The organism is Sorangium sp. So ce381 (genome assembly GCF_051473845.1).
In the GTDB taxonomy this organism is placed as follows: domain Bacteria; phylum Myxococcota_A; class Polyangia; order Polyangiales; family Polyangiaceae; genus Sorangium; species Sorangium atrum.
Genome location: NZ_CP150336.1, coordinates 11,038,921 through 11,061,097, shown reverse-complemented (window position 1 = coordinate 11,061,097; position 22,177 = coordinate 11,038,921). Strand labels below are relative to the sequence as shown.

The window sequence follows — 22,177 nt, the reverse complement described above, 5'->3', positions numbered from 1 at the left end:
TAGGCTCAATATTCGGCTGGCAAAGGACGATGCTGTTGGCTCGGAAGCGGTTGAGTTGGAGTTTGATGACGTTGGGCAGCTATCGATTCGGGAGTTTGGAGGAGGGGTGACTCAGGTCCTTTGTGTTCGAGTTGTCGACGTAAGCGATCTAGGGCTCGAACGCGTGAAGCTACGCGTAGAGGAGATGGAACGCGATGCCGTTCGGTTCGAGTGCCGTAGCGCGCGACTGGTAAGGCGTTTTACCGTCGAGTAGTTTCGGGTTCGGATGAAGTGCCACGAGGACGGTTTCAGCTGGCTGAACCCGCCGGACGACCCCTGTAGTGACGGCCGCGCTCGCGGACGGGCTGGAGCGAGTGATCCAGACGAAGAAGGACTTGGAGCGCGACACGGTCACGGGCACCGCGGTCTCAGGATTGATCATAATTTCCCCACCTCCTTCGCGGCGCTCCAGCCTTGGACGAGGGTGAGGAACTGCTCGTAGCCACGGCCCAAGGTCTGCCAGCCGGGCTCGCCGTTTCGCCGGAGGTGTCCGCCGAGCCCGGCGATGGCCAGGAAGGCATCGCGGGCCGTGGCGTTCTCGGGCAGGGGCTTGCGCGCGAAGACCCGCAGCACCGCGAGCTGGGTGGGCGTGAGCACGGCGGTCGCGGGCTGCTCCGGAGCGCGCCGAGCCTCGCTGCGCAGCAGCAATAGCTGCCAGGCGATGGGCGCGAAGAGCGCCAGCACGTTGCGCAAGCCGTGCAGGTCCTCGATCTGGCGCTTCTCGTAGGCGCATCCGGTCTTCAGGGCCTTGAAGAACTCCTCCACCATCCACCGCGCGCGGTACCAGTCAACCAGCTGCGTCAACTGCTCGACGGACTCGACCGGCTCGCTCGTGAGCAGCACCCACTCGACCGGCGCTTCGCCCGGCGGCGGCTCGAGCTCCCAGACACGCACGACCTGAAGCGAGAGCGTCGCCGGCAGCTCGCGCGGCTGGGATCTCGGTCGCCGCAGGGTCACGCGCGTGCTTCCAAGGGCGAGCTTGGCCAAGCGTCCTGCGCGCGAAGGATGCAGCCGTTTCTGTTGAGGGCTGCGATTGCCCGCCGGCCGCGGCGAAAGCTCTACCTCGCGTACGGCCACCGCTTGAACAGGCGCGAGCGCCTGCTCGAGCTTGGCCTCCTCTCCGAGGGCGTCGGCCTCGACGAGGCGATTGTGCGCGAGCCGAATCACGAACCGATGCCCTGCGCTCAACAGCTGCGCGAACAGGCCGTAGTCGTCGCCTTCGCGGTCCATGACATGCACCACGTCGTGCGGAGCTGCGCCCAAGGCCGCGACTCGCTCCACCTGCTCTCCCCAGCGGTCGTGCTCGTTGTCCGTCGTGCCGTCGTCGCGCACGTGCGTGCTCAGATCGAGCACGCCGAGCGGGCGGCGCGTTCCATCGCCGCTGACCGCCAGCGTGAAGTGGGCGAAGAACGTCTGCCCCGAGGAGCGCAGCCGTCCGAGCCCCTGCCGCTGGCCGTCCGAGCGGAAGGAGAGGGTCGTGGTGTCATGGATGGCGAGCACGACCGGCTCGGCCTCCATGCGCGCGAGGGTGGCGTGCACATGCGGAGCCAGGATCGCCGCGGGCGTGACGGCGTCGTTGCCGAAGAAACGGTACGCCGCCTCCAGCTCGCTGTCAGACAGCAGCGAGGGGAAGCTCTTGTCCGGCGCCTGCGCCAGCTTCTGCACCAGCTTGGTCTGGCGCTTCGAAAGCCGCGCATCGCCGAAGTGCGCGTCGCTCATCTCCTCGGCGAGTGCCGCTGCGTGCTCTGCTGCAGGTGAACCCATCCGCAGCTTTGATCACGTCGCCCAACACACATCAAGCGAGATCTGTAGGATCCTGAGACCGCGGTGCGGATGGCGAGCCGGGCGCGGCGGTTCGCCGCGCTAGGCCGCGTGGTGGAGCCGAGGCAGCCGCTGTTCAGCGTGGAGCCGCACAACGACGTTCGTGGCGGTGGATCTGCGGAGGGCCACGCGCTTCCAGCACGACGTGCTGTCGCGGACGCGGCTGGTCGAGGTGCCCGACCCCAAGGCGACCAGGACGGATGGGTACGCGCAGACGCGGGTCGAGCACGACGTGGTGCAGTTCGACGGGCAGCTTTTGTTCCAGGAGACGGTGATCGACGCGAACGGCAAGTTGCGTAGCAGCTACCGGGATGTCGGTGGCCGGATCGGGGCGGTCGAGGAGCGGAACACGAGCGACGAAGGTCAGCAGCTGATCGTGACGCGTTATGAGCACAACCCCCTCGGGGAGCTCGTGCGGGTGACGGACGCGCGCGACGACGGCGACGTACGACACGGTGGGCCGGATGGTGACGCTGGTGAGCCCCGACGCGGGCCGCACGGAGTGGCGGTACGATCTGGTCGGGAACCTTCGAGCGAAGCAGACGGCGGAGCTCGCGGCGCGGGGGCAGCTGATCCGGTACGAGTACGACTTCAACCGGTTGCGGAAGATCGACTATCCGGTGACGCAGGATGTGGTCTACACGTACGGCCAGCCGGACGATGCCGGGGACGAGGAAGGCAACCGAGCGGCGCGGCTGGTGGAGGAGACGAGCGCGGCGGGCAAGCGGAGCTTCCGTTACGATCGGTTCGGCAACACGGCGGAGCTGACCTCGGAGTTCCCGCGGCTGCGGGAGCCGCACCGGGGGCCGTACCAGGCGACGATGAAGTACGTGTTCGACGCGCTGGGACGGATGCAGGAGCTCCACTTCCCGGGTTCGGGCGAGGAGGTCGTGCGCTACGGGTACGACCGAGGCGGCGCGGTCGTGTCGGTGGTCGGGGAGAACCAGCGCGTCAATCCGCAGCACCCGAGCGAGCCGAGGACGACGGAGTACCTGAGGCACATCGGGTACGACGAGTTCGGGCAGCGGGTGCGTGTGGTGGCGGGCAACGGGATCGAGACGAAGTACCGATACGACGAGTCGACGCGGCGAATGACGGAGGTCAACGCGGACCACCAGAGCGCGCAGATGCGGTCGATGGGGCGGCCGCCGAGGCCGTTCCAGCGGCTGAGGTACCGGTACGACCTCGTCGGCAACATCCGTGAGCTGAACAACGAGGTGCCGTTCGACGAGTCGCTGGGCGGAGCGGTCATGGTGGCGCGGACGCAGCAGCGGTTCGCGTACGACGACCTGAACCAGCTGACCGAGGCTTCGGGGATCTACCAGGAGCGGGGAAACGAGCAGGAGCGATACACGCTCGGCATCGACTACGATGTCCTCGGGAACGCGACGGCGAAGCGGCAGGAGGTCGCCCGGTACGCGCGGAGCGGGGGGAACAACTGGCAGCTGCAGTACCCGATCCGGGAGAGGACGTACCGGAACGACTACCGCTACACCGGGCCGAGGCCGCACGCGGCGAACCAGGTGGACGAGTACGTGCCGGCGGAGTCGCAGCCGCGGCTGCGAGAGCTGTCGTACGACGCGAACGGCAACCACAAGCAGTGGAAGTACCGGGGCAGCGTGCAGCGCACGCTGAGCTGGGACGAGGACAACCGGCTGGTGTCGGTGAGCGAGAACGGGCAGGAGATGTCGCGTGCGCTGTACGACGGCGCGGGGGAGCGGCGGGTGCACCTGCACCGGGTGGCCGGGGAGGAGGAGACGGCGTACGTCGACCAGCACCTCGTGGTGCGCAACGGGGTGATCGCGACGAAGCACCTGTTCGCGGGAGAGACGCGGATAGCGAGCAAGATCGACGCGGACTACTACCAGAAGCCGCCGGTGCTGTACTACCACCCGGACCACCTCGGAAGCACGCAGTACGTCACCGACCAGGACCAGGCGCTGAGCCAGCACGTGGAGTATCTGCCGAGCGGGGAGCTGTGGGCGGATCAGACGGACTCGCGGTTCCAGAACCGGCAGCCGTACCTGTTCAATGGGAAGGAGCTCGACCTGTCGACGGGGCTCTATTACTACGGGGCGCGGAGCTATGAGCCGCGGCTGGGGGTGTGGGTGAGCCCGGATCCGGTGCTGACAGAGTACATGGTCGGCAGGATCAACGGCGGGGTGTATCGGCCCATCAACCTGGGGATGTACACGTATGCGTGGAACAACCCGGTTGTACTCATGGATCCCACGGGAAGATGGCCAACAGTCGAGGAAATCGAGGCAGGCCTCGCGCGTGCAGAGGATACCGTCCTCGGATTCTCGTACGGGTTTGTGCTCGGCGCGACGCCTGTTGTTGGCAACGTGCTCGGCTTCTTGCCGCCTCCAAAGGATACCGAGTCGTTTCAAGTTGGCATGGGAGCCGGGCAGATGACCGGCGGCGCGGTGCAGATGGCTGTCGGCGGCGCGATCGCAGGTGGTTCAGCTGCAGGCGGCGTGGCGGCCACCGCCGGTTCGGGCGGCGCGGCGGCTCCCGCAGCAGTTCCGGTTGCTGTCGCGGGCGTCGAGGTGGGGGTGGTGCTCGTCGCGAGCGGTCGTGCCGCTGTGATGCAGGGCGCCATGACCATGCAGATGGCAGCGACCGGTGGGGATAGCAGCGGTGGAACGGCAGCACCGGGGGCCCCGACCGCGGTGCCAGATTCCCAGATCAGCGAGCATCTCGCCGTGAAAGCGCCCAAACAGGTAACGCCGGGGACGCGGATGCTGGAGGGACAATATGTGAACGACCAAGGCCGAGTGGAGCCCTGGAAAGCTTACTATGACGAATATGGGCGACTAGTCGGAAGCACCGATTATAACGCAGGTAACAAGGCGCAAGGGATCCCGGATACGCATCATCATGTATACGACTGGTCGAAGCCTGGCGCTGCTGGTCAAGAAGTCAAAAGCCACGTTCCCGGAGAGTTCAAGCCACAATGACAAGCGAATTGTTGACGCGCACGATTGCGCGAATGGGGCATGTAGTTCACCTGAGTCTCGAACGAGGCCTCGTGGAGGGAGAAGGTTCAGGTTTGGTCTTGACGGTTCGGCTCCGTGATCCAGATAACGCTGAGGATACAGTTGTTGTGTTTAGTGGTGTCGCGCAGCTCAAGTTCAGAGGTGATTCGGTTTCGCTGACTGAATTGGTGTTGTTTGTTGTTGAGGATATAAGTGACCGTGGCTGGGAGCATCTATTTACAGGGTGACCGATGCGGAGGAGGATTTTGTGTGCTTTCTGTGTCGTAGTATCGAGGTCAAGAGTCAGGTTTCCTGAACGAGGAGGAGGTGGGTCTTTACGTGCGGCGGCGCCGACCGAACCGGCGACGCGCAGGGCACCCGGGGCTCGGGAGCACGCAGTACGTCAGCGATCAGGACCAGGCGCTGAGCCAGCACGTGGAGTACCTGCCGAGCGGGGAGCTGTGGGCAGACCAGACGGACTCGCGGGTCCAGAACCGGCAGCCGTACCTGTTCAACGGGAAAGAGCTCGACCTGTCGACGGGGCTCTATCACTACGGGGCGCGGAGCTATGAGCCGCGGCTCGGGGTGTGGGTGAGCCCGGATCCGGTGCTGACAGAGTACATGGCCGGCAAGCTCAACGAGGGGGTGTACCGGCCGATCAACCTGAGTCTCTACACGTACGCGTGGAACAACCCCGTCGTCCTCATCGACCCGGACGGGCGCCTGACGACGCAAGCGATAGCCGAGGCGTTTGTGAAGGGCTCGGTGGTCGTCGGGACCGCGCTCTCAGTGCCCGCCACCGCTGCCGTGGTCGAGCCGACCCCTATCGGAGAGCTGGTCGTGGGCGGCCTGTTCGCCGTGGGAACGGTGGGTTATGCGATCTACACCATCGCCACTGCTGATTCCGACGAGTCCGCGATCGGGCCTAGCTGCGACGTACCGGCAGACTTCCCGACGTCCGCGACGCCTGGAGCACCGCCGCCGTTGGAAGCGGGAGGTGGTGGGGCGAAGGAGCCTCCCAAGCCGCCTGCCGCCACGGCAGCGGAGCCGCCGGAGCAGCCGGCAGGCGGGGGATTGTTCAAAGGCAAAGTCGACCCGTACTCGTTGACACCCACGCATGGGATAACGCTCGGCAGGAACAGGTGCAATGCGCTCAAGCAGGACATCGCGGAGCACGGCATGAAAGACACCATAAAGTTTGTCGAGCACAATGGGCAGCGGTATGTTGTGAACGGCCACCATAGGCTTCGGATAGCGAAGGAGCTAAAGATGCCCGAGGTTCCCGTCGAGCAGGTGAAATTGCCATATCAATGATACAAAGCGGTTTCTGATCTTGCGGGACAGTGAACATGGCTACCTGGCAGTGCTCGTTCTTGCTCGTGCCATCTACAGAGCACGATCGAGATCCGCGGAGTTTGTTGGAAATGATAGAGAGCGGAAGTTTCTGGGCGGATTCGCAGCCGGGCGAGGATATCGAACGGACGGCGCTCGAGATCCTGGGAAAGGGAGCGAGCTGGTCGTCAGACGTAGACGTCTGGGGAGATGAGGATTCGACCTGTCTGTCAATGGTTCGAGACAGGAACCGTGTTGTCGAGATCCTCTTGCGTGTTGATCTGAGGAATATACAGAAGCCAGACCTGGCACGGTTGCTTGATGGATTTAAGCGAGCCCGCGTGCTTTTGGTCGATGAGGCGGCGCAGCTATGCGAGCCGACACTGTCTGCAGTCCTTCAAGCACTGCAGGCGTCTACAGCCTGGAAGTATGTAACGGATCCAGCAGCGTTCATCGCGTCCTTGTCAGAGGAAGATCTCCGACATTGATGATTGTTTGTCCGGCTGACGGCCTGCGGTGTCGGTCGGACACATCGAGCGGATGTCTGCATCTGCGGACGTCCGCTTCCATGGCTCGACGGGCTCTATGTCGATTGATACACGGTGCTCAGTCGAAGCGTTCAAGCTGGCGCAGTGCACGGCAAGGCGAGGGAGTTCTCCGATGCCCTCCAGGGGGAGATCCTCCGCGGGCTGCAAGCTGTCATCGAGCCAGCGTTTCTCGAGTCGTGGAGAAGTTGGGGAGACTCGGGCACGATATGAGGCCGTACACGCCGACCGTGACCGTAGACCTGAATCATCGCGACGATGGGCAACGTCGGAGGCGGACTCAAAGCACTGTGGATGGCCGAAGGCAAGGCGTTTGTCAGATTGACTGTGCGGAGGGACGCCGCAGAGACGCAGCCGCGCCTGAGGGAGCTGTCGTACGACGCGAACGGCAACCACAAGCAGTGGAAGTACCGGGGCAGTGTGCAGCGCACGCTGAGCTGGGACGAGGACCACCGGCTGGTGTCGGTGAACGAGAACGGGCAGGAGAGGTCGCGGGCGCTGTACGACGGCGCCGGGGAGCGGCGGGTGCACCTGCATCGGGTCGCCGGGGAGGAGGAGACAGCGTACGTCGACCAGCACCTCGTGGTGCGCAACGGGGTGATCGCGACGAAGCACCTGTGAGTGTGCTGTCGTCTAGCAGGCGCTGCTCACATGCTCCAGGCCGAGCACCTCGCCGACGATTCGATCGAGCTCATCGTGTGGAAGGCCGGGATCAGGTGCCCGCCGCCCGAGCTGTTCGATCTGCTCGATCGTCGGATACCGGAGATTCCTCAAGTCGGTCGCGTTCACCTGGGTGTGCCCGTTGAACTGTCGAACGTGCGTATCGACGAGCGTCGAGTTCAAGAAGGCCGTCAGGCCGCGCGCCATCACGGCCGGCAGCCCCCCGCCGTTTCGGTGGAGCACGTTGAGGTGGTTCTCGAACCCGATCCTGTCTCCCGGCGCGCTCTCGGGCGTGAAGAGGGCGGCGACGACCCGCCGCCGCTCCTCCTTCGACGAGAAGCGCTTGACGAGCACGTAGTTCCCGCTGGGCATCCAGAGGTCGGCGGTCCCCGGGGCGTCCACGAGGGCGTTCGGCTTCTTGCCTCGTTTGGGCCAGCGAACGACGCCCGACGCGAGGTGCGTCGGGTAGATCAGCGGACCGGTGCCCCTCTCGGGCTCCTGCCGCAAGAACTCGCGCGCTCGGAAGTCGACGACCTTTCCCGTCGAGACGCTCACGTCCAAGTCCGTCAAGCGGGATGGCATGCGCGCGAACGTCGCGGCGACCTTCTCCCCGGCGTCATCCGGTACCACGTGAACGAACAGCTCGGGATCTCCAGGTCGGGCGACGTGTTCGAATGGCACGGAGCGGACGGACAGCGGCCCGCCCCCGGGACCGCGCGACGAGGAGATGGTGACGGACCCGCACTGGCTGCCTCTGACGGCATGAATGATGACATTCTCTTGAAGGACCTCGTCCTCCGCGAACGCGGCTTTGCGCGATTCGAAGACGTGCACCCTTCGCAGCGACATCTCTCGGAAGAACAGCTCCCGGAATGGCCGAAAGTAAAGACCATTGCAGAAGCTCCGGGGGGTGATCGCGACGAGCTCCCCGCCCGGCTCCAGGAGGAGGATCGCGAGGCCAAGAAAGGCCGTGTACAGGTTGCTGGTCTCGATGCCCACGCGCCGCAGCGCCGCCCTGGCCTCGGTGTCCGAGTTGAGCTTCTTGTAGGGTGGATTCAGGATCGCGTGCGTGAACGAGCGCGGCATGCCCGGGCGAGCCCGGCCGCCGTCGAGTTGCTCGACGGCCGACCGGATGAAGTCGGCCTCGATGATGCGGGCGGTGAAGTCGATCCCGGCGCCCGCGCATTCGTCGCGACACGCGCGCGCCGTCCGACGCAGGTACGCCGCGAGCCGCGGGTCGATCTCGAAGCCGGTCGCGCGGATCGCGCTCGGGCGTATCCGGCGGGCACATGCGCTGGCCGTGAACGCCGCGAGGAGGCTGCCCACACCGGCGCCGGCGTCCAGCACGCGGATCTCCTCGCAGGACCGCTCGAACAGCGACGCCATGAACGACGCCACCGGCGGCGGCGTGAGGAACTGACCCAGCTCGGACCGCGTGCGGGGATCGAGCGCCCGCGCGGCCTCGATGCGGTGGAGGTCGACGCGGTCGAGGAGCGGCGGCAGGGCGGCTGCCTCGAGTCTCGCTGCCCGGCTCATCGATGACGTGGTTACCGCAGCTGGGGCATCGAGCCAACCGTGCCTGGTCGGTGAACGCGCCGTGGGCGCCTTGCCGGCGAGGCGGCGCCCGCGGCGCGCCGCTCAGGCGGCCTCTTGGCGCGCCGCCACCGCGGCGAGCGGCGGTATCCCGAAGCGCTCGCGCACCTCGTCGAGCGGCAGGTGGACGACGTCCCAGAAGTTCCAGCGATCGCTCAGATCGACCTTGCAGGCCGCGCCTCGCGCCACCGCGCGCAGCACCTTGCGCGCCTCGAAGAGCCCGATCTGCGGCGCGGCGACGGGCGTGATCTGAATACCGAGGTGGAACTGCAGCATCACGAAGAGCAGGAAGGCGAACCCGTCGCGCCGGATGAACCCCGCCTGGAAGGAGCCGGCCTGGATCTCGCCCGCAGGATCGGTGTCGTACTCCGCGAGCACATGGCCGAGATCGTGGAACACCATGCGTTCCGGGATCGCGTCCCGGCTCTCGCCGGGGAACAGGAAGCCGCGCGCGGTGCAATGCTCCCAGAACACCCGGCCGAACGTGCCCTCGGGCAGGAGCCCGAGCTGCTTGTAGCGGAAGGCCCGCGAGCGATCCGCGACGCCCGCGCGGAAGAAGGGCCCGACGAGACTGCGCACGCCGGACAGGCCCTCTCTCCTCAGGACCTCGCCGGCGAACGCGCCGACGAGGCGGCGCCTCACGGCGGCCTTGGCGAGCCCCCTGTGACCGCGCGCCACGAGGCGGAGCACGCCCACGCCCTGCTCGCGCACGCCGAGCGCCCGGGCGAGCGCCTCGACCGCATCCACCTCGGCCGCGGTCACCTCGCCGTCCGCCATCGCGGTCACGAGCGCGAGCTGCACCAGCCGCTTGCGCCGGTGCGGATCCGGGATCGCGCGCGCCACCGCCTCGGGCGCGACGCGCGGTAGCCCGTCGACGTCGGCGCGGGCGCCGTGCAGGGCCGCGAGCTCCTCCAGGACGGCGCGCTGCTCCGGGTCGAAGCGCGCGAGCGCGCCGTCGGCCAGGGCCACCTCCCGGAGCGCGCCGAGCGCGGCCGGGATCTCATGAGAAAGAAACACGACGATATCCATGCTGACCTCCTCTTCAGACAAGGGGTTTCACGCGAGGCGCCCCGCGACCGGGCTCACTCTCGCTGGAACGCGCCGATCGCTGACAGGATCGCCGCCGAGATCTCCGCCGGCAGCGACCTGGCCGTCTCCATGATCACCCGGACCCGCTCCACGCTCGCCTGGTCGACGAAGCGGCGGCCGAGCGGCGTGAGCTCGAGCGTCTTCGCGCGGCGGTCCTCGGGATCCTCCTGCCGCGCCAGGAGCCCCCGCTGCACCAGGCCATCGACGAGCCGGCTCCCGGCCGAGGCCGAGAGCCCGAGCGACGTGGCGAGGGCGGTGACGCGCACCGGGCCCTCCTGATCGACGAGGTGCAGCGCGGCCACCTGCGCCACGCTGAAGTCCTCCTCGTGCAGCGCCCGCGCGAGCCCCGCGATGATGCGCGAGAACATCATCCGCGTGAACCGCTCGAGCGGCGAGCCCAGGATTTTTTGCTTGCTCACAATATTGTCTATTACGCATTAGTTGCTTAAGCGCAAGTAATTGTCGACGCGATCGCGCGATCACCAGCGCCGGTCCGTCCGCCGCGGAGGGCGGCAGGTGCGCCGCGCGGCCGGCCACCCACCGGCGCGGCCGGTCGGCCGGACAGGCCGGCCGCTTCGCGGGGTGGTCGCGTCGGGGCGGAGGTTACTTGCGGGCGGCGGTCACTTGCGGGCGGCGGTCACGTGGACCTCGCGGAGGCGCGCCCGCGCCGCCGCGTAGTACGGCTCGATCTCCTTCGCCGCCGGCGTGCCCCAGAGGTTCTTCCGCTCCTCCGGGTCGCTCGCGAGGTCGTAGAGCTCGAACCGGGCGCCGCCCGAGATCGTCAGCTTCATGTCGCCGCGGAGGAACGACCGCCGCGCGTCGTTGTACGGCCCTGCCGGCATGTCGATCAGCACGTCGCGCGCCTGGGCCTGCTCGCCAGGGGCGAGGAACACGTCGGGCAGGAGCGACGCGCCCGACAGGAAGTCGCTCGGGTGCGCGCCCTCGCCAGGCCCGGGCGCCCGCATCAGGTCGAGCAGCGTCGGCGCGAGATCGATCAGGCTGCGCCGCGCCGAGACCCGGGACGGCGCCGCGCCCGGCACGTGGACGAGCAGCGGCACCCGCACGAGCTCCTCCCAGAGCTCGAAGCCGTGGCGGAACATCTTGTGCTCGCCGAACGCCTCGCCGTGATCGCTCGTCACGACGATCGCCGTGCGCCCGGCGAACGGCGCCGCCGCGATCGCGTCGAGCAGCCGGCCGATGTGCCGGTCCGTGAACGCCACCTCGCCGTCGTAGAGATCCCGCTGCGAGGCCGCGCCGAAGCCCGCGACGTCGTCGTGCCGGAGGTAGTCGGCGTGCGGGTCGAGGTAGTGGACCCACAGGAAGAAGCGGCCGCCCGTGTTCTCGGTCGACCCGAGCAGCCGCAGCGCGGCGTCGGTCAGCGCGGCGCTCGTCGCCTTGTTGTCGACGTCCCAGGGCGCGCCCTCGGGCGGCGCCGCGGACATGTCCACCACGTCGAAGCCGCGATCGAGCCCGCCGAAGCTGCCGAAGTAGCGGTGCCCGTGCACGCTCATCGTGCGCACCCCGGCGCGCTTCAGGCGCTCGGCGACGAACGTGTCCTCCTCGCTGAACTTGTTGAAATGCCCCCAGTTCCTGTGGGTCTCGCTCCCGTACTTGCCGATGAGCATCGGGCCGACGCTCTTGCCCGTGTAGGACGCGAGCGAGTACGCGCGCTCGAACACCGTGGAGCGGGCCGCGAGGCCGTCGAGGTTCGGCGACACGGGCCGCTGGTTGCCCGCGTAGCCGAGGTCCGCGCGGAGCGTGTCGACCGTGACGAGGACGACGTTCAGGTCCGCCGGCAGGCGCGCGGCGGACGACCCGGGCGAGTCGGCGCCCGGGGCCGCCTTGGGGGCGGGGGCGAGCGCGGCGAGCGCGGCGGACGTCAGATCGCCGCCGGAGCAGTCGTCGTCGATGCCGTTGTCGAGGATCTCCTGGGCCAGCGGGTGGACGCGCGCGTCGTGGTCGTCGCAGTCCCCGCCGCCGAAGAGGGCGGCCGCGTGGTCGCCGTCGCGATCGGCGAGTCGGCGCAGGACCGCGAGGCTCTTGCCCCCGACGGGCGCGCCGCGCTCGATCGCCTGCGCCACCGCGGGCTCTGCGTTGAGCGCGGAGGCGGCGCGCGTGGTGAGCGCGAGCGGCAGGAGCGCGGCGAGGAGCGCGACCGGGGCGCGCGCCGTCCGGACCGCGGCCGGCGCGAGGAAGGCCGCGAGCGCGACGACCAGCAGGAGCGCCGGGGCGCGCAGGTCGAGCTCGGGGCGCTTGAAGATGCCGTAGATGCCGAGGAAGCCGCCCTCGCCCGAGACGCCGCCCGTGGCGACCCCGAGCGCGAACAGGGCCGCGGCGATCCCGAGCGCGACGCCGCCCGTGACCGCCGGATCGACGCAGGCGGGGCGGCCGTCGCTGGCGTTGGCGAGCGCGCGCCGGAGCGGCGGCGTGAGGGCGAGGACGGCGAGGCCCGCGATGAGGCCGAGGCCGAGCGCGCCCGCGGCGACGGCGGTGCCCACCAGGAGGGGCGCGGCCTCGAGGCCGAGCAGGGCGCGGGCCAGGTGGGCGCACAGGGTCATCCAGAGGAACGCCGCGAGCACCGCGAGCGGCACGAACGCCGCGATGTCGGCGGGCCGGCCGATCGCCCGCACCCGCAGCGCGCCCACGAGCGTGGCCGGCGACGGCGGGCCCGACGGGTCGACCACGATCGCGGAGGCGCCCGCGAGCAGGCCGACGACGAGCGCGACGGGCGCGAACACCCCGATGTCGGCGAGGTAGGTGGCGAGCTGGAAGGTGGCGTCGTCGCCGGCGCCCGCCGTGGCCCACCCGGCGTCGAGCGACGCGGCCACGACGCCGAAGACGCTGGCGCCGAGCGCGCTCCTGGCGAGCCGCCCCGCCCACGCGCGGGCCAGCGTGGGGACCGCGGGGCCCGGCGAGCTCGAGGCTCGCTTCACGCCGGGCTCCGCTTCCGCGCCATGGGGTGAGCGGCGTCGTAGACCTTGAGCAGGTGGTCGATCGAGACGTGCGTGTACCGCTGCGTGGTGGCGAGCGAGGCGTGCCCGAGCAGCTTCTGGATGGCCCGGAGGTCGGCGCCGCCGTCGAGCAAGTGGGTCGCGCAGGTGTGCCGGAGCGCGTGCGGGTGCAGGTCGGCCCGGCCGGCGCCGAGCGCGCCGTAGCGCTGCACCAGCGCCTGGACGCGGCGCACCCCGATGCGCGCGCCGCGGCGGGACAGGAAGAGGGCGCGGGGGTCGCGGGCGCCGGTCGTCGGATCGGTGAGCTCGTCGCGCCGCTCGAGGTAGCGCTCGATGGCGGCGAGGGCGTGGGAGCCGAGCGGGACGATCCGCTCCTTGTTGCCCTTGCCGACGACGCGCACCGCGGCCCTGTCGGCCGGGTGCCGGTCGACGTGGGCGAGGTCGAGCCCGCAGAGCTCGGAGACGCGCAGGCCTGCGCCGTAGAGGGTCTCCAGCATGGCGCGGTCGCGGAGCCCCTCGGCCGTCTCGGCGCCGGGGATCTCCATGACCTCGGCGGCGGCGTCGACGTCCAGGAAGGTGGGCAGCGGGCGCCGGACCTTGGGCAGGGCGAGCTGGGCCGCCGCGTTCTTGTCGACCTCGCCGCGCCGCTCCAGGTAGCGGAGCAGGGCGCGGGCAGCGCCCACCTTGCGCGCGATCGAGGAGGGCGCGTGGGTGCGCGCGAGCGAGCCCAGCCAGCCGCGCAGGAGGAGCACGTCGAGGCCATCCACGGCCGGGGCCTCGTCCGGTGAGGGAGCCTCTCCGGCGGCCGGGGCCTGGCCGGTGGCCGGGGCCTTGCCGGCGGCCGAGGCCTTGCTGCGCGCTCGCGCAGGGCGGTGGTCGGCGTTCGCGGCCGCCTTCTCGCGAGCGAAGCGCGCGAGCTGCTCGAGGTCGCGCCGGTACGCGTCCACGGTGTGGCGCGAGGCCCGCCGCTCGGCCGTGAGGTAGGTCAGGAAACGCGCGATCGCCTGCTCCAGCGTGGTCCCGCCGGATCGATCGCCGCTCCGCCGCGCGTGCATCACGGGTTTGCCCTACCACCAGGACGGCGCCGCAGGCAAAGACTCGCCGCTGGCCGAGCTGGAGCGCCGCTCGGCCGGAGCCGCTGCGCGGCGCGGCGAGGGGAGCCGGGCGCTGGCCGGGGGGACCGCGGTCGGCGGTCGCCAGGTCCCGGCGGCAGGTGGAGGTCGCAGGGCGCGTCGCGCCATGCCCTGATGAAAACGCACTTCACGGATCACGAGCGAACACCCACCCGGTGGGCGACATGGCGTGAGCGCCGTGCTGTCCAGGATGATCCATGAGCTGCGCTGTCGAACCGTGAATGGGACTGCCGAGCAAGGCGGTGAAGACCTGCTGTTTCGACGCGCGCGAGACCGACGCCCGCTCGCTCGCAGCGAAGGAGGCTCTCAATCGTTGTTGCCCCCGACGGACCGCGACGGGATGCGCTTGTGAACCCGGTGGTGGAAGGACCTCGATGTGTAGGGCGCGTGGCCGTGCCGGCGCGGGCGATATCGCTCCGGATCAGTCCTTCCGCTGCTGGACTCGCGGCGGTTCGGCCTACTCGCACGCCTCGCCGAGGACGTACCCGTATTTGCAGATGCAGCGGCACTCGACCTCGAACTCGGGCTCGTTGCACGCCGGCCGGACCTGCCGCACCTGCTTCGCCGTCCGGCCCTCCCTGTCCTTCACCTGCACCACGATCTCGTAGTCGTGATCGAAGATGTCGCTGCTCGACCAGTTGTTCGGGCAGACTCCCACGTTCGCGAAGGTCGAGATGTCGGCGTCGACGCTCGCTCCCCAGCCGTCGCCGGTCGGCTTGAGGTTGACCGTCCTCGACTCGGACATCACACGCCCGGACAGGGGATCGCGGAGCGAGCCCGACAGCTGGACACCGCAGGCGCTCAGGTTCGTCGCGCGGACGCCCAGGAAGAGCACCCGCCCGCCCTGCGGCGGCATGATGATGTCGATCCCGTCGCCGTCGCTCACCGGGTGCGCCGCGTCGCTCGAGTCGAGCGCGGTGACCTCCATGCGGATGTCGGCGCCCTCCTGGCCCAGGTACCCGAGCTTGCAGGCGTCCTCGACCGGCGGGGGATCCACGCCGTCGTCGGCGCACGCCGGCGCGGCGAGCAGCAGCGCAGCGAGCCCACGGCTCGCCGCAGCGGGCCAGGCCATCAGCGGTCTCGCCCCTCCGGCGCCGGAGGGTCACCCCCGTCGTCCTCCGGCTCCTCCCGCGGGATGGGCGCGCGCGGGCGCCTCGTGGCGCCCAAGGAGCTGGAGCTGGTCGGCGCCATGGTGATCGGCGCCATCACCCGCGAGTCCGGCGTCGCGCGCTGGGACAGCGCGTCGCCGCGCCACCTGCCGTCGACGTCCGCCTCGGGCCGCCCCGGCGCCTCGCTGGACGTCGCGCTCCACTCATGAAGACCAGCCTGCGGGAACGGCGTGCGCTCGGCCAGGTACGCCGCGAGCAGCCGATCGCGCTCGAGCTCTTCCGTGCTCGGCGGCGGGGGAGGATCGAGCGTCGGCAGCTCGTCGGTCCACGTCAGGTCCGCTTCCTCCAGGCTCGGGCCGGACCCGGCGCTGGAGCTGGAGAACGCGCGCGGCGCGTTCCGCTCCGTCGGGACAGGCTCCGGGGCGTAGCTCGGGGCACCACCCGGCGCATGGCTCGAGGCACGGGCCGGCGCCGGGCTGGGGATGCGGGGCTGCGCGTAGCCAGGGGCACGGTCCGACGCGTGGCTGGAGGCACGGGCCGGCGTCGGGCTGGGGATGCGGGGCTGCGCGTAGCCAGGGGCACGGTCCGATGCGTGGCTGGAGGCACGGGCCGGCGCCGGACTGGGGATGCGGGGCTGCGCGTAGCCAGGGGCACGGTCCGACGCGTGGCTCGAAGGACGGGGCGGCGCATAACCAGGGGCGCGGTCCGACGCATGGCTGGAAGGACGGGGCTGCGCGTAGCCAGGGGCGCGGTCCGACGCGTGGCTGGGAGGACGGGGCGACGCGTATCCAGGGGCGCGGTCCGACGCGTGGCTGGGAGGACGTGACGACGCGTATCCAGGGGCGCGGTCCGACGCATGGCTGGAAGGACGGGGCGGCAGATAGCCAGGCGCGCGATCCGACGCATGGCTGGAGGGACGGGGCGGGGTGTACGTGGGCGCGTGATCGAGCGCGCTGGCGGGCGGATGCTCGGACGTGAAGGAGGGGCTCCGCGAGGTCGGCGGCGGCCCCGGCGGCGGCGGATCGATGGTCGGGAGCTCGTCGTCCCAGTCCCAATCCTCCGTATCGACTCGGGAATCCGACCGGCGCGCCGACGCGCCGAGCCGGAGATCACCCGACCTCCGCGACGCCGGGAACCCCGCCGGAGGGCCGATCGTCGGCAGCTGGCCCACGCCCTGATCCCGCGGCGGCGCGTCGTCCCGGCGCTCGATCTGCCGCGACGGGCGCGTCGGCTCGGGCGCGGGCACGGAGTACCTCGTCGACGCGACCTGCCCGAAGGGCCGCGAGTCCCGCGGCAACCGCGGCGGAGGAGGGACCGCCATCGCCGCGCGCGCCGCCGCCGTCGAGGGGGGCGGCTGCGTCGAGATGAGGTTCTCGTCGCGACCCCGCTCGGCCGGCGCCGGGCGCTCCGCCTGGGCGGGTTGCCGCGGCTGCACGCTGGTCGGCGACGATCCGGCCTGCGCGGCGCTCGTGAGCGGCTTGCCGAGCCACGCGGCCTCCTTGCGCGCCTGCGCGGCGCGCGCGCCGTCCTCCGAGCGGAGCGCGCGCGGCGCGAGCGTGTCGCCCGGCTCCGTCGGCGGGACCTCGTCGCCGAAGAGCACCGGCGCGGCTGCCGTCACGCGCGACTCCACCCCCGCCGCGCCGCCCCTCCCGGGGCGAAAGCCGAACGCGGCGCGGATCGCCCGCTCGTGGTGAGGCTCGACCTCGACGGGCCGGACGATGAAGCACGGCTCCGCGCCCGGCGCCCGCACCGAGAGGTCGACGTCGAGCGGCGCGCCGAGGAGGTGACCCTGCTCGTCGAACAGGACGCGCACCGGCGGCTGCGCGAAGTGCGCGGGCGACAGCGGCGTCGAGAGGACGACCCCGAGCTCGCCGGTGCTCAGCTGCACGAACGTCCCGGTCGGGATGATGCCGAGCGCGCCGACGAGCAGCTTGCCGATCGCCCGGTCGGTCGCGCTCTCGGCGCCCGCGATCATGCGCTGGAGCACGGCGTCGAGCGACGAGGCGCCGCCCGACGCGGTCTCGATCGTCGGGAAAGGCGCCGTCCGGAGCTCCGTGAACTGGCGGGCCGCCGCGAGGATCCGCGCGAGCACCGTGGGGCTGCGCCGGCCGCCGTAGAGCGGGCCCTGCCGGCCGCCTTGCCGGAGCGCGAGCGCCTCGTAGGCGATCACCGTGCGCGTGATCGAGGGCGCGTGCAGCTTGCCGAGCGCCGTCAACATGACGGCCGCGCTCGCGGGCAGCCGCTCCTTCTCATCGTCGCTCAGGCCGCGCTCGAGGAGAGAGCGCGCGACAGGCTCGCCCCCGTCGGTCGAGCCGGCGAGCACCCCCGTGAGCCGCAGCCGGCTCACGTCGTAGAGCAGCGCCGCCGTGACGAGGCTCCCGAGCATCCTCCTGTCGGTCGTGAGCTGCCGGGCGATGCCCAGCGCGACGATCGCCGTGGACACGCTGATGCCCGCCTCGTCCGGGTCGGCGATCTTGCCCGCGGCGACCGAGAGCAGGAGGCGCGCGTCCTCCTCGGCCGCGGCCACGAGCTTCTGCGCGACGCGCTTCACCCGCTGCGGCAGGATCGCCGGGGACGAGCGCAGGGCCGCGTAGAACGACCGCATCACGAGGATCGCCGCCGCGTAGGTGCGGCTGATCCGGCCGATGCGCGTGCCGTCGCCGTCGATCGCCCCGCCGGGGAACGGGTTCGTGAGCTTGCGGACCCGGACGCCCCGCAGGCTCGACTGGAGGAGCCGCGCGGCGATGCTGCGGTCGCGCTGGGCGTCGGCGAGGAGGCGGGCGAAGGCGGCGAGCTCGGCGCGACGGACCGTCTTGTCGAGCACGAGCTCCGAGACGTCGCAGGCCTCGAAGAAGCTGCCGAGCTCCAGGGCGACCTCGTACGTCTCGCGCGAGGCGCGGAGCATCTGGCCGTTGATGAAGAGGGTGTTGCCCGCGAACACGATCGTCGCGGCCTCGCTCCCCGACAGCTCGCAGAACTGGACGATGCTGTCGATCGCGGACGGGACGAGCGACAGCACCGCCTGGTTCGAGTCGCTGTGCAGGAGGCACGCCTTCGCGAGCCGGTAGATCATCTGCACGAGGCCGAGCGCCGCGCGGCGCCGCACGTCGGCCTTCACGCCGGAGATCGCCGTGTCGCCGGTGCTCTCGTGGAGGTTGGCTTTCTCCTCGCTCACGGCTTCCTCCCGCCCCGGGGGGACGGAGACGGCGCCGGCTTCGTCGAGGGGACCGCGCTGCCCGGCGCGGGCTCGATGGCCGTGCGGGACGGCGCGCCGAGCGACAACGAGGCGGGGCCCTGCCGCACGCTGTACGGCGCGGCGCTGGCGCTCGAGGGCGGGGCGGGGGACCTCGGCGCCATGGCCGGGCGCGGCATCGACGCCGGCATCGGCGGCGGCGCGGCCGTCGGGGTGGACGACGCGGCGGAGGAAGGCGGCGGCGGCCCACGCCGGCTGAACGGCACGGAGGTGGGAGGCGCCGAGGCGGCGCTCGTCGAGGCGGGCACCGGCGACACGAGCGGCGCCCTGTAGGCGGGTCGGCCGGCGTCGCCGCCGTTCGGGGCCATGGTTCCGGGGCGCGGGGTGCTCCACGGCTCGAGCTGGTCCGGCAGGCTGAGCGGCCCGCCCGGGCTCACGCGCCGGACCGAGACGGGTGAGTACGAGCGCTTTGCGCGGGAGGGCGGCGCGCTCGCGTCCGGGGGCGCCGGCACCGGCGGGCGCTCGCTCGGTCGGGTCGGCGCGACCAGGCGCGCGGCGATCGCGACCGCGGCGCGCGCGGCGGCGTCGCGCACCGGCGGGGTGTTCCACCAGCGCGGCTTGGTCGCCTCCTTGACCGCGCGGAGCGCCTCGTAGCTCCGCGCCTGGCAGAGGAAGTGCGCGGCCAGCTCGCGGGTCTGCTCGATCGCCTCGGACGGGATGAGCTGGCGCTTCTCGAGCAGCTCGATCGCGAGCTTCTCGGCCCGCGCGGGGTTCAGCTGCGCGACGGTCTCGAGCCACTGCCGCCGCTCTGCCCCCGAGAGGTCGTGGAACGACGGCGCGACGATCCGCCGCACGAGCGTCGGGCCCGCGGCGAGGACGCCGAGCTTGCCGATGAGGCGCAGGGCCTCGCAGCGCACCGGCGGCGCGGGATCGTCGAGGAGCTTCTGGAGCTCGTCCCGGACGCGCTCGGCGGCGGAGCCCGCGGAGCCGCTCTCGCTCGCCGCGGCGTCGGGGAGCTCGGCGAGCGCGCTGATGCGCACCTCGACGTGCGGGCTCACGAAGCCCGCCTCCAGCGCGGCGAGGGCGCCGGGGGTCTTGAGCTGCGCGAGCAGCTGGAGGAGCGTCAGGGCGAGGGGGACCGGGGCGCGAGAGAGCAGGTCCCCGAGCTCGGCCTCCCGGCCCGGCGCCCACCGCCGCATGTACGCGAACAGGACCTCGCGCAGGCGCTCGGACTGCACCGCGCCGTGGCACTGGCATGCGGCGCTGAAGAGCGAGCCGTCCTCGAGCGCGTCGAGCGCGTGGGCCAGCCCCTCGACGATCGCCGGGTCGAGCGGCGCCACGCTCCGGCTCGCGCCGGTCTGTGCCGCGTTCCGGCTCGCGCCGGCCAGCATGGTGTTCCGGCTTGCGCCGGCCTGCGCCGCGCTGCGCCCTGCGTCGGCCTGCGCCGCGCTCCGGCCTGCGCCGGCCAGCATGGTGTTCCGGCTTGCGCCGGCCTGCGCCGCGCTTCTGCCCGCGCCGGCCTGCGCTGCCACGCCGGCCTGCGCCGCCACGCCTGCGGACGCCGCGCCGCCGAGGGCAGCGCCTGCGGACGCCGCGCCGGCGGCCGCCGCGCCATGGCCCGCCGCGCCGGGGGCCGCCGCGCCGGGGGCCGACGCACCCGCGGCCGCCGGCTCCTCCGGGTGAGCCGTCGCGAGATCGTTGAGGATCGCCCTGAGCGCCTCGACCGGGAACATCGCCTGCGCGAGCGCCCGGTCGACGGCGCGCGGCGAGAGCTGCGGCAGCGCGGGGCTCTGTCGACCTGCCGCGCCTGCCGCACCTGCCGCACCGCGCTGCATGCCGTCGAGCCGCGCGAAGAACGCGCGCCGGAGCATCGTCTGCACCTCGAACGCGAGCTCGTAGCTGTGCAGGACGATCTGGTCGGCGGTCCACGCGGTGAGCGCCCCCGTCATGCGGCCCTCGTCGCCGTGCCGGACGGCGTCCACGTAGCCGTCGACGAACGCGTCCATGTAGCGCTCGTTCCACTGCTCCGACGGCAGCGAGATCTGGGCGCCGAGCGTGCTCCGGGTCAGCGGGTCGATGGCGAGCGCCGAGGCGGCCGCGCCGGTCTCCGCGAGCGCGGCCTCGACGTTCCTCTGCAGCGCCCTGCCCGCGAGCGAGCTCTCGTCCCAGAGGCTCTCGATCTGCGCGAGGGCGCGCGCCCCTACCGCGACCTCCCGGCACTGCTCCTCGAAATCCTCCAGATCCTCGTCGCCCTCGGCGAACTGGTCGATCGCCATGTACGCGATGTGCTCGAAGCGCCGGTCCCAGAGCGCCGTCACGGCGTCGTCGTCCTCGCCCATGCCGAAGCTCTGGTCGCGGAGCAGGATGGCGGCGAAATCGCGGAGCTCGGCCTCGGTGATGCCGGCCTTGATCTGGATCTTCCGGATGCCGTCGGCGAAGAGCTGGTAGGGGATGCGATCGAACGGAGACCTGTCGGGCTGCCAGATCGGCTGGCCGCCCGACGTGAACGCGCTCGGGGTGACCTCCCAGCGGACGCCGAGGGGGTTCTGCGAGAGCGTCCGCGTGATCTCGTCGAAAGCGAAGTGGATGCCCTTGTTCACGTGGGGGTGGTTCCACCCGTACTGGCGGATGTTGCTGAGCACGAGCGCGAGCTGCTTCCAGACGCCGACGAGCCGCTGGCAGGTCTGCTCGACGAGCGCGATCGACGGCGGATCCTGGTCCTCGTCGATGGCGTCGTTGCCGCGGACGAGCACGCGCGGCGCCTTCTTCTCGCGCGAGGGCGTCAGCTGGCCGGCGGCGTGCGCGGCCGTCAGCCGGCGGAGCTCGCCGCGCATCGCGGCGGCGCTCTGGAAGCGGCCCCCGCGCTCGAAGGCGAGCGCCTTGTCGACGAACGCCACGATCTCGACAGGCAGGTCGGGGACCTCGGTCGCGATCGACGGCGCGGTCTGCGTCGCCGCGAGGAAATACGACTCGGACTCGCTCCGGCCGCGGTTGAGCCGCTTGCCGGACAGGAGGGTGAACAGGCTCGCGCCGACCGACCAGAGGTCGGACCGGCCGTCGATGCCGGACACGCCCATCGCCTGCTCGGGCGACATGAAGGCCGGCGTGCCGAACGTGAGCCCCGCGCGCGTGGCCTGCCGCTCGGGGTCGCGCATGCGGGCGATGCCGAAGTCGAGGACCTTCACGTGGCCGGCGCTCGTGACGAAGATATTGGCCGGCTTGATGTCGCGGTGGACGATGCCGATCGAGTGGCACTTCTCGAGCAGATCGAGCACGACGTCGAAGACGGGCAGCACCTGGGCGAGCGGGAGGGTGCCGCCGGCGCTGCTCGCGAGCCGCTGGAGCGTGGTGCCGGAGAGCAGCTCCATGACGAGGAACGGCTCCCCGCGGTCGCTGAGGTCGTCCTCGACAACGGCGACGCGCGCCGGGTGATCGACCCGGTTCGCGATCTTGCCCTCGCGCAGGAAGCGGTCCCGCAGCTCGGCGTTGCGCGCGAACTCGATGTGGAGGACCTTGACCGCCGCCCGCGTCCCCCTGCGGTGGGTCGCCGCGAACACCGCGCCCATGCCGCCGACGCCGAGCAGATCGTCCAGGCGCCACTTGGCGTTCAGGGCTGTCCCGATCCGCGCAGCGGCGGTGTCCACGAGGTTCGGCTCCTCGGCGTGCAGGTCGAGCGGGGCCATAGACCGGGCAGCGATCAGGGGCCGCGCAGTGCGCGGCAGAGGGCGAGCAAG

General features: G+C 71.0%; 15 protein-coding genes. 4 read left to right on the top strand and 11 right to left on the bottom strand.

What is annotated here, in order from left to right; translation table 11 throughout:
* Nucleotides 1-169: 169 nt before the first annotated feature.
* From WMF29_RS41460 to WMF29_RS41450, 3 genes are all read right to left on the bottom strand, one after another.
* A complete protein-coding gene (locus WMF29_RS41460; protein WP_437325599.1) occupies nucleotides 170-421 on the bottom strand; it encodes a hypothetical protein in 252 nt (83 codons plus the stop codon).
* Nucleotides 418-1,758 (bottom strand): IS4 family transposase, encoded by a 1,341-nt coding sequence (locus tag WMF29_RS41455; RefSeq protein WP_437325598.1) that lies wholly within the window; start codon nucleotides 1,756-1,758, stop codon nucleotides 418-420. Before WMF29_RS41455 ends, WMF29_RS41460 begins: the two co-directional genes overlap by 4 nt.
* A 178-nt stretch (nucleotides 1,759-1,936) precedes the next feature.
* Nucleotides 1,937-2,314, bottom strand: a complete 378-nt coding sequence (locus tag WMF29_RS41450) for a hypothetical protein (RefSeq protein WP_437325597.1) — start codon at nucleotides 2,312-2,314, stop codon at nucleotides 1,937-1,939.
* 10 nt (nucleotides 2,315-2,324) lie between these two features.
* Here WMF29_RS41450 and WMF29_RS41445 point away from each other — a divergent pair, with 10 nt between their 5' ends.
* From WMF29_RS41445 to WMF29_RS41430, 4 genes are all read left to right on the top strand, one after another.
* Complete coding sequence (locus WMF29_RS41445; RefSeq protein ID WP_437325596.1) at nucleotides 2,325-4,820, top strand: RHS repeat domain-containing protein; 2,496 nt, start codon at nucleotides 2,325-2,327, stop codon at nucleotides 4,818-4,820.
* Nucleotides 4,821-5,165: 345 nt separating this feature from the next.
* Nucleotides 5,166-6,152 carry an RHS repeat-associated core domain-containing protein gene (locus WMF29_RS41440; protein WP_437325595.1) on the top strand — a complete coding sequence of 329 codons (987 nt, stop codon included), beginning with the start codon at nucleotides 5,166-5,168 and terminating at the stop codon, nucleotides 6,150-6,152.
* Between the two features lie 104 nt (nucleotides 6,153-6,256).
* Nucleotides 6,257-6,658: a hypothetical protein gene (locus tag WMF29_RS41435; RefSeq protein ID WP_437325594.1), complete on the top strand. Its 402-nt coding sequence runs from the start codon at nucleotides 6,257-6,259 to the stop codon at nucleotides 6,656-6,658.
* A gap of 378 nt (nucleotides 6,659-7,036) precedes the next feature.
* Entirely contained in the window at nucleotides 7,037-7,336 is a 300-nt protein-coding gene (locus WMF29_RS41430) for a hypothetical protein (RefSeq protein WP_437325593.1), read from the top strand.
* A 12-nt stretch (nucleotides 7,337-7,348) separates the two neighbouring features.
* On the opposite strand, the gene WMF29_RS41425 is transcribed toward WMF29_RS41430, so the two are convergent.
* The 8 genes from WMF29_RS41425 to WMF29_RS41390 all read right to left on the bottom strand — a co-directional run bounded on the left by WMF29_RS41425 (nucleotide 7,349) and on the right by WMF29_RS41390 (nucleotide 22,126).
* Nucleotides 7,349-8,911 carry an Eco57I restriction-modification methylase domain-containing protein gene (locus tag WMF29_RS41425; protein WP_437325592.1) on the bottom strand — a complete coding sequence of 521 codons (1,563 nt, stop codon included), beginning with the start codon at nucleotides 8,909-8,911 and terminating at the stop codon, nucleotides 7,349-7,351.
* A 102-nt stretch (nucleotides 8,912-9,013) separates the two neighbouring features.
* Nucleotides 9,014-9,997, bottom strand: a complete 984-nt coding sequence (locus WMF29_RS41420) for a hypothetical protein (protein ID WP_437325591.1) — start codon at nucleotides 9,995-9,997, stop codon at nucleotides 9,014-9,016.
* A 53-nt stretch (nucleotides 9,998-10,050) separates the two neighbouring features.
* Complete coding sequence (locus WMF29_RS41415) at nucleotides 10,051-10,476, bottom strand: MarR family winged helix-turn-helix transcriptional regulator (protein WP_437325590.1); 426 nt, start codon at nucleotides 10,474-10,476, stop codon at nucleotides 10,051-10,053.
* 201 nt (nucleotides 10,477-10,677) lie between these two features.
* On the bottom strand, nucleotides 10,678-12,990 hold the full coding sequence (locus tag WMF29_RS41410; protein WP_437325589.1) for a sulfatase-like hydrolase/transferase: 2,313 nt from the start codon (nucleotides 12,988-12,990) through the stop codon (nucleotides 10,678-10,680).
* Complete coding sequence (locus WMF29_RS41405; RefSeq protein WP_437331220.1) at nucleotides 12,987-14,063, bottom strand: tyrosine recombinase XerC; 1,077 nt, start codon at nucleotides 14,061-14,063, stop codon at nucleotides 12,987-12,989. Before WMF29_RS41405 ends, WMF29_RS41410 begins: the two co-directional genes overlap by 4 nt.
* 535 nt (nucleotides 14,064-14,598) lie before the next feature.
* Nucleotides 14,599-15,213, bottom strand: coding sequence for a hypothetical protein (locus WMF29_RS41400; RefSeq protein ID WP_437325588.1), 615 nt, complete (start codon nucleotides 15,211-15,213; stop codon nucleotides 14,599-14,601).
* Nucleotides 15,213-18,425: a hypothetical protein gene (locus WMF29_RS41395; RefSeq protein WP_437325587.1), complete on the bottom strand. Its 3,213-nt coding sequence runs from the start codon at nucleotides 18,423-18,425 to the stop codon at nucleotides 15,213-15,215. The genes WMF29_RS41400 and WMF29_RS41395 overlap by 1 nt, the downstream gene beginning before the upstream one ends.
* Nucleotides 18,422-22,126 carry a protein kinase domain-containing protein gene (locus tag WMF29_RS41390; RefSeq protein ID WP_437325586.1) on the bottom strand — a complete coding sequence of 1,235 codons (3,705 nt, stop codon included), beginning with the start codon at nucleotides 22,124-22,126 and terminating at the stop codon, nucleotides 18,422-18,424. The genes WMF29_RS41395 and WMF29_RS41390 overlap by 4 nt, the downstream gene beginning before the upstream one ends.
* Nucleotides 22,127-22,177: the final 51 nt, after the last annotated feature.